Annotated in this window: 11 protein-coding genes; 7 read left to right on the forward strand and 4 right to left on the reverse strand. The window is 52.2% G+C overall.

Annotated features, from left to right (window positions below; translation table 11 throughout):
• The first annotated feature begins 57 nt into the window (after nucleotides 1-57).
• Complete coding sequence (locus tag C2U43_RS17685; protein WP_103285570.1) at nucleotides 58-936, forward strand: LysR family transcriptional regulator; 879 nt, start codon at nucleotides 58-60, stop codon at nucleotides 934-936.
• Between the two features lie 61 nt (nucleotides 937-997).
• On the opposite strand, the gene glpQ is transcribed toward C2U43_RS17685, so the two are convergent.
• On the reverse strand, nucleotides 998-2,065 hold the full coding sequence (gene glpQ / locus C2U43_RS17690) for a glycerophosphodiester phosphodiesterase (protein WP_103285571.1): 1,068 nt from the start codon (nucleotides 2,063-2,065) through the stop codon (nucleotides 998-1,000).
• A 3-nt stretch (nucleotides 2,066-2,068) separates the two neighbouring features.
• Nucleotides 2,069-3,427 carry a glycerol-3-phosphate transporter gene (glpT, locus tag C2U43_RS17695; RefSeq protein ID WP_103285572.1) on the reverse strand — a complete coding sequence of 453 codons (1,359 nt, stop codon included), beginning with the start codon at nucleotides 3,425-3,427 and terminating at the stop codon, nucleotides 2,069-2,071.
• Nucleotides 3,428-3,697: 270 nt separating this feature from the next.
• Between glpT and glpA the strand changes: the two genes are divergently transcribed.
• The 4 genes from glpA to C2U43_RS17715 all read left to right on the forward strand — a co-directional run bounded on the left by glpA (nucleotide 3,698) and on the right by C2U43_RS17715 (nucleotide 8,899).
• Nucleotides 3,698-5,326 carry an anaerobic glycerol-3-phosphate dehydrogenase subunit A gene (gene glpA / locus C2U43_RS17700; protein ID WP_032944055.1) on the forward strand — a complete coding sequence of 543 codons (1,629 nt, stop codon included), beginning with the start codon at nucleotides 3,698-3,700 and terminating at the stop codon, nucleotides 5,324-5,326.
• Entirely contained in the window at nucleotides 5,316-6,575 is a 1,260-nt protein-coding gene (gene glpB, locus C2U43_RS17705; RefSeq protein ID WP_071445255.1) for a glycerol-3-phosphate dehydrogenase subunit GlpB, read from the forward strand. The genes glpA and glpB overlap by 11 nt, the downstream gene beginning before the upstream one ends.
• Nucleotides 6,572-7,762, forward strand: coding sequence for an anaerobic glycerol-3-phosphate dehydrogenase subunit GlpC (gene glpC, locus C2U43_RS17710; RefSeq protein ID WP_003834686.1), 1,191 nt, complete (start codon nucleotides 6,572-6,574; stop codon nucleotides 7,760-7,762). Before glpB ends, glpC begins: the two co-directional genes overlap by 4 nt.
• 183 nt (nucleotides 7,763-7,945) lie before the next feature.
• On the forward strand, nucleotides 7,946-8,899 hold the full coding sequence (locus C2U43_RS17715; protein WP_103285573.1) for an Rpn family recombination-promoting nuclease/putative transposase: 954 nt from the start codon (nucleotides 7,946-7,948) through the stop codon (nucleotides 8,897-8,899).
• A 38-nt stretch (nucleotides 8,900-8,937) separates the two neighbouring features.
• On the opposite strand, the gene C2U43_RS17720 is transcribed toward C2U43_RS17715, so the two are convergent.
• Both C2U43_RS17720 and C2U43_RS17725 read right to left on the reverse strand, forming a co-directional pair.
• Nucleotides 8,938-10,134: a nicotinamide mononucleotide deamidase-related protein YfaY gene (locus tag C2U43_RS17720; protein ID WP_103285574.1), complete on the reverse strand. Its 1,197-nt coding sequence runs from the start codon at nucleotides 10,132-10,134 to the stop codon at nucleotides 8,938-8,940.
• Nucleotides 10,135-10,213: 79 nt separating this feature from the next.
• Nucleotides 10,214-10,756: a YfaZ family outer membrane protein gene (locus C2U43_RS17725; protein WP_048215871.1), complete on the reverse strand. Its 543-nt coding sequence runs from the start codon at nucleotides 10,754-10,756 to the stop codon at nucleotides 10,214-10,216.
• A 317-nt stretch (nucleotides 10,757-11,073) separates the two neighbouring features.
• Between C2U43_RS17725 and nudI the strand changes: the two genes are divergently transcribed.
• On the forward strand, nucleotides 11,074-11,499 hold the full coding sequence (nudI, locus tag C2U43_RS17730) for a nucleoside triphosphatase NudI (RefSeq protein WP_048215870.1): 426 nt from the start codon (nucleotides 11,074-11,076) through the stop codon (nucleotides 11,497-11,499).
• Between the two features lie 294 nt (nucleotides 11,500-11,793).
• The gene (gene arnB / locus C2U43_RS17735) at nucleotides 11,794-12,933 is read left to right on the forward strand and encodes a UDP-4-amino-4-deoxy-L-arabinose aminotransferase (RefSeq protein ID WP_103285575.1); all 1,140 of its coding nucleotides are present in this window, start codon (nucleotides 11,794-11,796) and stop codon (nucleotides 12,931-12,933) included.
• Nucleotide 12,934 lies beyond the last annotated feature (1 nt).

A 12,934-nucleotide genomic window follows, 5' to 3' on the forward strand; every position in this document is an offset into this window, starting at 1 on the left:
CAGGTCCATTATATTAGAGAAATTAATCGTTTTAATATTGTTGATTAGAGGGAGCTAATGACATTAACCCAGATCCACGCCCTGCTTGCCGTACTTGAGTACGGTGGTTTTACCGAAGCCAGCAAGCGGCTGTACATGACCCAATCCGCCGTTAGCCAGGCAATTTCAGCGTTAGAGGAAGAGCTAGGGGTTGATATTCTTATCCGCGAACGCCGCAAAGACATTCAACTTAGTCCGGCCGGGAGTCGGATCGTTTCACACCTGCGGACAATCGTGTCTGAAACCAACGCGGTGAAAGAGATTGCCGAGCAAGAGCGACAAAACCCAGCCAGAACCCTGCGAATCGGCTGCTTTCCCAGCGCCTGTGCCTGTATTTTGCCCGGTATCATCCACCACTTCGAGCAGCACCACCCGCATATCAAAATTATCCCTTATGAAGAAAACAGCACGGCAATCGTTGATTCCCTGCGCAGTGGGGATATCGATGCGGGATTTGTACATTTCCCGGTAAATGGCATGTACTGCGTACCGGTGTATCGCGACAAATTTACCGTTGTAGTTCCTGAAAGCCATCCGCTGGCGGCCAATAGAACGATTTCAGTGGAACAACTGGTTGGAGAACCGCTCATTATCAGCAAAGGTCGCTATGAATTAAGCATCATGACGCTATTTAAAGAGAAGGGAATTGAACCGGTCATTAAATACGAGTTTAACCATCCGGATACCGCGATGAGCTTTATTCGTCAGGGGCTGGGTATAGCGTTATTACCGGAATTAACGCTGAAGGCGGTTGGTGGGAAAGTACGCTCAGTCCCGCTGGAACCGACGTTCTATCGACAGATATCCTTACTGGCAAAAGAGCCGCCGGTGGACGGCAGCCCTTTATTTCTCCTGCAGGCATGTATGGAAACGTTGACAGCAGACGGCCTTATCTAGCAGTTAAAACGTTTCATCCATTAAGGCCTGTGACCGGAGGTGCATCACAGGCCTTACGCCATCACTCTTTATTCAAGAATTTCACTGCTTTGTCGGGGAAGTCGGTGAACAGCCCGTCCACGCCCGCCTTGTTATAAAGAATGTCATACAGCTGGTTTACGTCAGTGGTGTAATCCGGCAGTTGATCGGCGCGAACGGTATAAGGATGCACAACCATCTTATTCTGATGTGCGTCCTGCACCATGCCAGTTAACGAGATATTGCCCTTCTTCGACTTCTCATCAATCAGCATGTGATAGTCCGGCCCAATGCCGTCCGCATACTGCGCAACCTGCTTCATGGCACCCGGTTTAAACATCCAGTCGTAGTTGTAATTAATCCAACTACCGTCCGGCTTTTTCTCCTGGGTTTCATTCCAGTCAGTGTACGCAATCAACTGTACCAGATTGAGATCCATCCCCATCTTCGGTTCCAGTTCATTTTTAATGCGCTTCAACTCTGCAACATCAAAACACTGTAGATAGACCTTGTCGTTCTTGTCGGTATACCCGTACTTTTTCAGTACTTCCAGCGTTTTAGCCGCAATGTCCTTCCCTTCCTGGTGATGGAACCACGGCGCTTTCATTTCCGGGTAAATACCGATGTTTTTACCGGTGGAATGATTTAATCCCTGAACAAACTCAATCTCTTCTTCGAACGTGTGCACGCGGAAATCAGATTTACCCATCGGGAAGCGCCCTGGGTAGGTCTGGACCTTTTTGCCATTTTCGATATCGAAGCCTTCGGTAAATTTCAGCGATTTAATTTCATCCAGCGTAAAGTCGATGGCGTAGTAACGCCCATCTTTACGCGCACGATCCGGAAAACGCTCGGCAACATCGGTGACGCGGTCAAGATAGTGGTCATGCAGGACGACCAGATGGTCATCCTTGGTCATAACCAAATCCTGCTCCAGATAATCCGCCCCCTGGGCATAGGCCATCGCCTTTGCTGGCAGCGTATGCTCCGGCAGATAACCGCTGGCGCCACGATGCGCAATCACGATTTTATCTGCGGCAACAGCTGCACTGCTGACCACCATACCTGCGAGCATCAGCGCCACGCTGAGACTTTTCAATGTGGTTTTCATCTATTAGCCCCCGTTACGCTTCAGTTGCATCTCTTCGTGATGGCGTTTTTCGCCAATCATGACGACTACCAGCAGAATAACCGCCAGCACGCTACCGCCAATCATCACCATAAAGCCGCCGTCCCAACCGAAGAAGTCAACGGTGTAGCCAACAATGGCGCTCGCGGCCACAGAACCGCCGAGATAACCGAACAGACCGGTAAAGCCAGCCGCCGTTCCCGCCGCTTTTTTCGGTGCCAGTTCCAGCGCGTGCAGACCAATCAACATTACCGGACCGTAGATCAGGAAGCCGATGATGATCATACAAGCCATATCCACGTTCGGGTTGCCTGCCGGGTTCATCCAGTAAACGATGGTCGCAATAGTTACCAGCGTCATAAAGAACACGCCGGTCGCGCCACGGTTACCACGGAAGACTTTATCCGACATCCAGCCGCACAGCAGCGTGCCCGGAATACCCGCATACTCATACATGAAATAGGCCCAGGATGATTTGTCCAGTGCGAAATGCTTCACTTCTTTCAGGTAGGTTGGTGACCAGTCCAGGATGCCGTAGCGCAGCAGATAAACAAACACGTTGGCGATAGCGATGTACCACAACAGTTTGTTCGGCAGTACGTACTGCATGAAGATCTGCTTCGCAGTCAGCTCTTCTTCCGCTTTCTCGGTGTAATCGTCCGGATAGTCGTTCTTATACTCTTCGATAGGCGGCAGACCACAGGACTGCGGCGTATCACGCATCAGGGCAAAAGCAATCAGCGCGACGACGATCGCACCGAAAGCAGGCATATACAGCGCCGCTTTCCAGTCATTGAACCAGGCCATACCCAGCAGGAACAACAGCGGAGGCAGACCGCCCCCCACGTTATGCGCACAGTTCCAGACGGAAACAATGCCTCCACGCTCTTTCTGCGACCACCAGTGCACCATAGTACGGCCACACGGCGGCCAGCCCATCCCCTGGAACCATCCGCAGAGGAACAGCAGCACAAACATTACCGCGATGCTCGATGTCGCCCACGGCACAAAGCCCATGAACAGCATCACTGCGGCGGCCAGAATCAGACCGGCTGGCAGGAAAACGCGCGGATTCGAGCGATCCGAAATGGACCCCATGATGAATTTCGAAAATCCGTAAGCAATGGAGATACCGGACAACGCAAAACCCAGATCGCCACGCGAGAAACCTTGTTCAACCAGATACGGCATCGCAAGGGCAAAGTTCTTACGTACCAGATAGTACGCGGCATAACCAAAGAAAATCCCCAGAAAAATCTGCCAACGTAATCGACGATATGTCGGGTCGATCTCCGCTGCAGGTAAACGCGCCGTGTGTGACGCTGGTTTAAAAATGCTCAACATAGTGTAGCCTCCGTGGCCGTCTTTCATTCGAAGTAAACACTGCAGTTCGTCATTACTACCCTACCGCTCCCAGTGTGGCCGCGATGTTAAGGAAAGATACATAACAAAAATGTGAAACGCAGCACATATTGTTACAGATTTATGACAAATGTTCATAAAGGCGCACGAAATCACGTTTCATTTTCGAATAATGAGCGATTATGCGCGAAATCAAACAATCCATGTTTTTTATGTGGCTAAATGATAAAAAACGAACTGTGAGGAAAAACAATGAAAACTCGCGACTCGCAAACAAGTGACGTGATTATCATTGGTGGAGGAGCAACAGGTGCAGGGATCGCACGTGACTGTGCGCTGCGCGGGTTGCGCGTCATCTTAGTGGAACGCCACGATATCGCCACAGGTGCGACCGGGCGCAACCACGGTCTGCTGCACAGCGGTGCACGCTACGCCGTCACCGACGCTGAATCTGCCCGTGAGTGCATCAGCGAAAACCAAATTCTGAAACGTATCGCCCGTCATTGCGTTGAGCCAACGGACGGTCTGTTTATTACTCTGCCGGAGGATGAGCTGTCCTTCCAGGCTACCTTTATTCGCGCCTGTGAAGAGGCAGGGATTCGCGCAGAAGCGATTGACCCTCAGCAGGCACGTATTATCGAACCTTCTGTGAATCCACAGCTGATTGGTGCAGTAAAAGTACCAGACGGCACGGTCGATCCTTTCCGCTTAACAGCAGCTAACATGCTGGATGCGCGTGAGCATGGCGCGGTTATCTTAACGGCGCATGAAGTGACGGGACTGATCCGCGAAGGCGCAACGGTTTGCGGCGTTAACGTGCGCAATCATCTGACAGGCGAAATGCAGTCCCTGCATGCACCGGTTGTCGTCAACGCCGCTGGGATCTGGGGTCAACGCATTGCGGAATATGCCGATCTGAGCATCCGTATGTTCCCGGCCAAAGGTTCGTTGCTGATTATGGATCATCGTATTAACCAGCATGTCATTAACCGCTGCCGTAAGCCTTCTGACGCCGATATTCTGGTGCCTGGCGATACCATTTCACTGATCGGTACCACCTCACAGCACATTGATTACGACGATATCGACAGCAACCGCGTCACCGCAGAAGAGGTCGATATTCTGCTGCGTGAAGGCGAGAAGCTGGCGCCGATTATGGCGAAAACACGCATTTTACGCGCCTACTCCGGCGTACGCCCGCTGGTGGCCAGCGACGACGACCCAAGCGGTCGTAACGTCAGCCGTGGGATTGTACTGTTCGATCACGCTGAACGTGACGGACTGGAAGGGTTTATCACCATTACCGGCGGCAAACTGATGACCTACCGCCTGATGGCGGAATGGGCCACCGATGCCGTTTGCCGTAAGCTGGGCAATACCCAGCCTTGCACAACGGCAGACACCGCGCTGCCTGGCTCACAGGAATCTACCGAGCATACGCTTAAACGCGTGATCTCATTGCCAGCTCCACTGCGCGGCTCGGCGGTCTACCGTCACGGCGATCGCACCCCTGCGTGGCTTAGCGAAGGCCGTCAGCACCGCAGTCTGGTCTGTGAATGCGAAGCAGTCACCGCAGGCGAAGTGCAATACGCCGTCGAGAATTTAACCGTCAACAGCCTGCTCGATTTGCGTCGCCGTACCCGTGTTGGAATGGGGACCTGCCAGGGCGAATTGTGTGCCTGTCGCGCCGCAGGTTTGCTGCAACGTTTCAATGTCACTACCGCAGCGCAGTCCATTACCCAGCTTTCCGACTTCCTCAACGAACGCTGGAAAGGCGTGCAGCCTATCGCCTGGGGAGATGCGCTGCGCGAAAGCGAATTCACGCGCTGGGTTTATCAAGGGTTGTGTGGTCTGGAAAAGGAGCACCAGGATGAAATTTGATACCGTCATTATCGGCGGCGGCCTCGCCGGACTGCTATGTGGCCTGCAACTGCAAAAAAGCGGACTGCGCTGCACGATTGTTACCCGCGGCCAAAGCGCCCTGCATTTTTCCTCCGGCTCACTGGATTTGCTCAGCAGCTTACCCGATGGTCAGCCGGTGACGGATATAGAAGCGGGTTTGAATGCGCTGCGCACTCAGGCACCCGCACATCCGTATAGCACCATCGGAACGCAGAACGTTCTGGAACTGGCCCAACAGGCGCAAAATTTACTGGAAGAATGCGGAACGCATTTGCAGGGCAAAGTGCATCAGGCACATCAACGTGTTACCCCGCTGGGCACCCTGCGCTCAACCTGGTTAAGTTCCCCGGAAGTGCCGGTCTGGCCGCTGTCCGCGCAGCGTATCTGCGTTGTAGGGATTAGCGGGTTACTGGATTTTCAGGCGCATCTCGCCGCAGCGTCATTACGCCAACGCAATCTCAGCGTCGAGACGGCAGAAATCGAGCTACCGGAGCTGGATGTCCTGCGTGATAACCCAACCGAGTTTCGCGCCGTTAATATTGCGCGCCTGCTGGATAACGAAGATAAATGGTCGCTGCTCTATGACGCATTGCTGCCAATGGCAAAAACCTGCGACATGATAATCATGCCGGCATGCTTTGGTCTGGCCGATGAGCGGCTCTGGCAGTGGCTTAACGAGCGCCTCCCCTGCTCGCTGACACTGTTACCGACCCTACCACCTTCGGTGCTGGGCATGCGTTTGCACAACAAATTGCAGCGCCAGTTTGTACGCCAGGGCGGTGTGTGGATGCCGGGTGATGAAGTGAAAAAAATCACCTGTCAGGATGGCGTGGTCAGCGAAATCTGGACCCGAAATCATGCCGATATCCCCTTGCGGCCACGTTTCGCCGTGCTCGCCAGCGGCAGCTTCTTCAGCAGCGGGCTGGTCGCCACGCGTGAGGCAATCCATGAACCAATCCTGGGACTGGATGTACAGCAAACAGCTACCCGCGCCGAGTGGTATAAGCGTGATGTTTTCGATCCACAACCGTGGCAACAGTTTGGCGTAACAACCGATTCCGCATTACGCCCATCACTGGCGGGAAAAACGATAGAGAACATGTATGCCATTGGTTCCGTTCTCGGCGGATTCGACCCTATCGCCCAGGGTTGCGGAGGCGGCGTGTGCGCAGTTAGCGCCTTACATGCCGCGCATCATATTGCGAAACGTGCAGGAGGACAGCAATGAGCGACACACGTTTTGAAAGTTGTATCAAATGTACGGTGTGCACCACCGCCTGCCCGGTAAGCCGCGTCAATCCGAGCTACCCGGGTCCTAAGCAGGCCGGCCCGGACGGTGAACGTCTGCGCCTGAAAGATGGCGCGCTATATGACGACGCGCTGAAATACTGCATCAACTGTAAGCGCTGCGAAGTGGCCTGTCCGTCAGACGTGAAAATCGGCGATATCATCCAGCGCGCGCGCGCCAAATACGACACGACGCGCCCATCGTTGCGTAACTTTGTCTTAAGTCATACCGATTTAATGGGCAGCGTATCCACTCCCTTCGCCCCAATAGTGAATACCGCCACCTCATTAAAACCGGTGCGTCAGTTGCTGGATTACGCGTTAAAAATCGATCATCGCCGTACGCTGCCGAAGTACTCCTTTGGCACCTTCCGCCGCTGGTATCGCAGCGTTGCCGCACAGCAGGCGCAGTATCAGGATCAGGTCGCCTTTTTCCACGGCTGTTTTGTGAATTACAACCATCCCCAGCTCGGCAAAGACCTGATCAAGGTGTTGAATGCGATGGGTACTGGCGTGCAACTGCTGAGTAAAGAGAAATGCTGCGGCGTACCGCTGATTGCCAACGGTTTTACCGATAAAGCGCGTAAGCAGGCTGTCAGCAACGTGGCTTCGCTCAGGGAGGCAATTGATGGCAAAGGCATTCCGGTGATCGCCACCTCATCAACCTGTACCTTTGCGCTACGTGATGAATATCCGGAAGTGCTGGATGTCGACAACTCAGGCCTGCGTGAACACATTGAACTGGCAACCCGCTGGCTATGGCGCAAGCTGGATGAAGGTAAAACGCTGCCGCTGAAGACGCTGCCGCTGAAGGTGGTCTATCACACGCCATGTCACATGGAGAAAATGGGCTGGACGCTCTATACGCTGGAGCTACTGCGACAAATTCCAGGGCTGGAGCTGACGGTGCTGGATTCTCAGTGTTGCGGGATTGCCGGGACTTACGGCTTTAAAAAGGAAAACTATCCGACTTCACAGTCTATTGGCGCACCGTTATTCCGCCAAATTGAAGAAAGCGGCGCTGATATCGTCGTCACCGACTGCGAAACCTGTAAATGGCAGATTGAGATGTCTACAAGCAAACGCTGCGAACATCCTATCACCCTGCTTGCCAAAGCGTTGGGTTAACTCTGTTGCCCGGTGGCGTTTGCTACCGGGCATTTTTACGTAGCCCGTTCTGCTTAATTGAATACGTTGCAGTCGGACGTATTTATCTCTGATTCATCCACGCAAAGAACCCATTTCCCGCATGCAGCGCATATTAAAAGTGGATACCGTCACGCCATCTTCTCTTTCTGGTGACGGACTACCATGGCTAAATCCACTACATCTACACCGCATGATGCCGTTTTTAAAAAGATAATGTCTTACCCTGAGATGGCTCGGGATTTTCTGGATATACACCTTCCTATCGCATTACGTGAGATATGTGATTTACAAACGCTGAAGCTGGAGTCCACCAGTTTTATCGAACAAGATCTCCGCGCATACTACTCCGACGTAGTGTGGTCACTAAAAACCCGCGAAGGTCAGGGCTATATTTATTGTGTTATTGAACATCAGAGTACCGCGGTACCGCATATGGCATTTCGCCTGATGCGTTATGCCACCGCGGCGATGCAGCATCATCTAGATGCCGGGAATAAAACGCTGCCGCTGGTGATCCCCATGCTGTTTTATCACGGTCAACAAAGTCCCTATCCCTGGTCGCTCAACTGGCTGGATGAATTTGATAATCCGCAACTGGCGCGACAACTGTATTCAGAGGCTTTTCCGCTGGTCGACATTACCGTAATACCTGACGATGAAATCGCACAGCATCGCGGGGTTGCGCTGCTTGAGTTGATGCAAAAACATATCCGCGATCGTGATTTAATGGGGTTAGTGGACCGCCTGGTCTCGCTATTAGTTACAAGCACTGCTAATGACAGCCAGCTACAAACGCTATTTAATTACCTGATACGGTACGGCGACGTTTCTCGCGTCAGTGAGTTTATTCGCGAAGTTGCCGAACGATCCCCCCATCACAAGGAGAAGCTGATGACAATTGCAGAGAGACTCAGGCAGGAAGGCCACCAAAATGGACTGCAAGAAGGGATACAGCAAGGGTTAGAACAAGGAATGCAAAAAGGGTTAGAACAAGGGGTGCAAAAAGGTACGCAAGAAGAAGCCTTACGTATCGCTCACATAATGCTGGAACAAGGTATTGATCGTGATTTAGTTCAGTTAATTACCGGGCTATTGCCTGGCGATACCACCGCATGAGCCAGATTGGGAAGGCATTTAGCCTTCCCAATCTGGGATTAAATCGTCAACGACTCAACCACTTCGATCCAGCCGTGTTCGCTAGCGATATCCTGATTGTTAAGCCAGCGGCGCAGCATATTTAGCGCCATCATCGCGCACACTTCCTGACGAATCGCCAGGCTGTAGCGATTTGCATTCAGCCGTACGCGCAAGGCGTGTGTCCCATCAGCCGTGGCCAGCGCAAAGTTAATATGTTCGTTTTCGAAAGCCGATATAGCGAGTGCTAATCCAGCATAATGCTTGCTGCGTCGCTCGGTTATCCAATGCGCCGTTTGCGCCAGCGTTTCTTCCTGAGGCGGAACCACTTCACTCGCCAACAGTGGCGCATTCGCACGAGAAAGCTGCAATGCCACCAGACCACCGGTGAATTGTTCGCTCAGCGTCAGGCTGAATTGCCGTTCTTGCAACGTGCGGGCGATTTGCGCGGGTAAGCCTTCCGTACCTTCAAAAATCATATTCTGCCCGGCAACCCGCTTAACTTCTGGCCACAGCGCCAGCATCGCTTCCCGTTGGGAATCCGGCCCGGTCAGCTTCAGCTCAATAATCGGCATTGAGGAGCGATAACCCATTGTTACTCCCGGAGGCAACGGGAGCGGATCCAGGCTCTGCGCCAGGTCGCTTTCAGAACGGCCAAAGGTGGTTAATCGCAGGCATAACGGGGGCTGAGCCAAAGAGAAACGCTCACGCAAACGGGGCAGGATCTCATGCTCCACCATGACTTTGAATTCTGACGGTACACCTGGTGTAAAGAACATCAGGCAGCGATTAAGCTTCAGGGCGAACCCACACGCGGTACCCACCGGATTATTGATAAACTCAGCGCTGGCCGGAAGTTCAGCCTGTTTGCGGTTGCTTGGCGCCATCACGCGGCCACGATCGCGGAAATATCGCTCCATCTCGGCCAGCCATGCTTCATGCAGCACCAACCCTTCGCCTTTTGCCGTTGCCGCTGCCAGCGCGCTCAAATCATCGCTGGTAGGTCCCAGACCGCCATTAACGATCAGTACATCGGCGTGCTCGCTACGCTCACGCAAAACGGCGACCAAATCGTTAAGATTGTCACCTACCGTGTTGCGGCGTGTTAGCGGTAAACCCTGATTAAAGAAAAAATCGGCCAGCCAGGCGGCATTGGTGTCGACGATTTGTCCGTGCAACACTTCATCCCCTGTGGATAGCATCTCCACGTTTAACATCGTGTTCTCCTGCTTTTATGATGAAAACACTATAACGCATGGAGGGGGGAAGGCGCGACTGAACGCCGCGCCAGAAATGTTAGAAGCTGGCGTTAACCCCAACGTACGGGCCATCAGCAATCGCGTTATCACGGTTGCCGTCTTTGCCTGCCAGGTTCAGGTAACGATAACCGGCTTCGATGCTCAGCGGACGCATAATGGTCAGACGCGCACCGGCATTCGCTTCTTCATAGCTGTCGATACCGCTGGAAAGTGAATCAGGAGAGTAATAATACTCACCAAACAGACGGAAGCTATCGCCAATTGGCCATTGTAAACCACCACCGACAGCAGCAGCATAACCTTCATCGCCATCGTTTGGATTAGTATAAACACCTTTACCACCAACGGTCGCCATCAGCGGCCCCAGTGGGATATTCAAACCTAAACCCAGCCCGGCAACATCACCGTCGTCATCGTTATGCATCCAGTTACCGCTGACGGCCAGACCAGTACTCTCAGTGCCCATACCGAAGCCCAGGTTGGTGTAGTCTTCGCCAGCCTGGCCGCTGATGCTAATCGCGCTAGCCGACGCGGAAACAAACAGCATTCCGGCAAAACCCAACATTAAACTTTTTTTCATTTTCTATCCTTTCCAGCAAGAATCAAAACATAGCCCCAAAACCGATGAATTGTACTGTCAGATGGCGAGGAATCAATGAGCTAAAAAAGCGATGCAATGACATATTGTAACTAAATACTACTCACAAGATTTATTTAAGGTTAAATTCTTGTGCCAATTACACAGTTGGACGTCCCAGAACGTCATTTTCAACAAACATCCTGTTTTCCCTGCCAAAGCGCTCTTAATCACCGATGAAACATTTTTTCTGCCGCCAGCAAAAGGTAAGATGCGTGCATGACGGAATTTTCTCTACTTCCCCAACAAGGACTCGAATGATGCGCCAAAGAACGATTGTATGCCCATTAATTCAAAACGATGGCTGTTATTTACTCTGCAAAATGGCTGATGACCGCGGTGTGTTTCCCGGCCAGTGGGCGCTTTCTGGCGGCGGTGTTGAACCAGGTGAACGTATTGAAGAAGCTCTGCGCCGTGAAGTGAGGGAAGAGCTGGGCGAACAATTGGTGTTATCAGAAATTACCCCCTGGACCTTCAGTGATGATATTCGCACTAAAACCTATGCTGATGGCAGTCAGGAAGAGATTTACATGATTTATCTTATCTTCGATTGTGTCGCGGCAAATCGTGAAGTGAAGATTAACGAAGAGTTCCAGGCATTCGCCTGGGTTAAACCAGAAGATCTCAGTGCCTACGATTTAAATATCGCCACACGTAAGACGTTGACCTTGAAGGGGTTACTTTAAGTTATCATTATAATAGTGACATAAATATTCCCCTCTTAATAGCGGCATTGCAGCCACCTGTCTACAGTAAGCAGCAGTGTCGCCAAGACAACATAATCCGCATAAAAGTTATTTACTATCAAATGTATATAGAAAGAATGTCGCTATTTTCTTGCCTCTCTCAAACCTTAAACTCTTAAGGATAAATTAACCTTCAGTCATTAACCTTTGTAGCCTGATGAAATAATTAACGACGCCCCTGTTTATCACTAAAAATAAAACTTCGGTGGCGTTAAATGGCTTGAAGGAATAATGATGTCTGACTTTTTGCCTTTCTCTCGCCCGGCCATGGGCGCTGAAGAACTTGCCGCAGTGAAGGCGGTTCTGGACTCTGGATGGATAACCACCGGCCCGAAAAATCAACAGTTGGAAGAGGCTTTTTGCCAGCTCACGGGGAATAAGCATGCCGTCGCCGTTTGCTCCGCCACTGCAGGAATGCACATTACGCTGATGGCGCTGGGCATTGGTGCAGGCGACGAGGTCATAACGCCGTCGATGACGTGGGTTTCGACCCTCAACATGATTGTGCTGTTGGGTGCATCGCCCGTCATGATCGACGTCGACCGCGATACGCTTATGGTGACACCTGAGCAAATTGAAGCCGCTATTACCCCACGAACCAAAGCCATTGTTCCAGTACATTATGCTGGCGCCCCCGCCGACCTCGACGCAATTTATGCCATTGGCGAGCGTTATGGAATCCCGGTAATAGAAGACGCAGCCCATGCCGTAGGGACATTGTATAAGGGCCGTCATGTCGGTGCTTGCGGCACGGCAATCTTCTCTTTTCACGCTATTAAAAATATCACCTGTGCGGAAGGTGGACTGATCGTTACCGACGACAGCCAGCTCGCTCAGCGGCTTCGCAGCCTGAAGTTTCACGGTCTGGGCGTTGATGCTTTTGATCGACAAACCTACGGCCGGGCACCACAAGCCGAAGTGCTTGCACCTGGATACAAATACAACCTGACGGATATTAACGCCGCTATTGCGCTGGTACAGCTCAATAAGCTGGAGCAACTGAACTCACGCCGGGCGCAAATTGCCCAGCACTATCAAAAAGCGCTGGCCGATACGCCATTCCAGCCGCTGAGCCTACCGCAGTGGTCGCACGTTCATGCCTGGCACTTATTCATCATTCGTGTTGATGAAACGCGCTGCGGGTTGAGCAGAGATGCCCTGATGGAAGCGCTGAAGACCAAAGATATCGGCACCGGTCTGCATTTTCGTGCGGCCCATACGCAAAAATATTATCGCGAACGCTTCACTACCCTTTCGCTCCCAAATACTGAATGGAACAGCGCGCGCATCTGCTCGCTGCCGTTATTCCCTGACATGACCGATGATGACACTCAGCGGGTCATTACGGCGCTTCGCGAGATAGCAGGACAATGAG

Source organism: Citrobacter freundii complex sp. CFNIH9, from assembly GCF_002903305.1.
GTDB lineage: Bacteria > Pseudomonadota > Gammaproteobacteria > Enterobacterales > Enterobacteriaceae > Citrobacter > Citrobacter portucalensis.

Coding starts and splice junctions, on each gene's coding strand:
- glpQ (WP_103285571.1), bottom strand. CDS start 2,065: ATGAAAACCACATTGAAAAGTCTCAGCGTGGCGCTGATGCTCGCAGGT.
- glpA (WP_032944055.1), top strand. CDS start 3,698: ATGAAAACTCGCGACTCGCAAACAAGTGACGTGATTATCATTGGTGGA.
- nudI (WP_048215870.1), top strand. CDS start 11,074: ATGCGCCAAAGAACGATTGTATGCCCATTAATTCAAAACGATGGCTGT.
- C2U43_RS17685 (WP_103285570.1), top strand. CDS start 58: ATGACATTAACCCAGATCCACGCCCTGCTTGCCGTACTTGAGTACGGT.
- C2U43_RS17715 (WP_103285573.1), top strand. CDS start 7,946: ATGGCTAAATCCACTACATCTACACCGCATGATGCCGTTTTTAAAAAG.
- glpT (WP_103285572.1), bottom strand. CDS start 3,427: ATGTTGAGCATTTTTAAACCAGCGTCACACACGGCGCGTTTACCTGCA.
- arnB (WP_103285575.1), top strand. CDS start 11,794: ATGTCTGACTTTTTGCCTTTCTCTCGCCCGGCCATGGGCGCTGAAGAA.
- C2U43_RS17720 (WP_103285574.1), bottom strand. CDS start 10,134: ATGTTAAACGTGGAGATGCTATCCACAGGGGATGAAGTGTTGCACGGA.
- C2U43_RS17725 (WP_048215871.1), bottom strand. CDS start 10,756: ATGAAAAAAAGTTTAATGTTGGGTTTTGCCGGAATGCTGTTTGTTTCC.
- glpC (WP_003834686.1), top strand. CDS start 6,572: ATGAGCGACACACGTTTTGAAAGTTGTATCAAATGTACGGTGTGCACC.
- glpB (WP_071445255.1), top strand. CDS start 5,316: ATGAAATTTGATACCGTCATTATCGGCGGCGGCCTCGCCGGACTGCTA.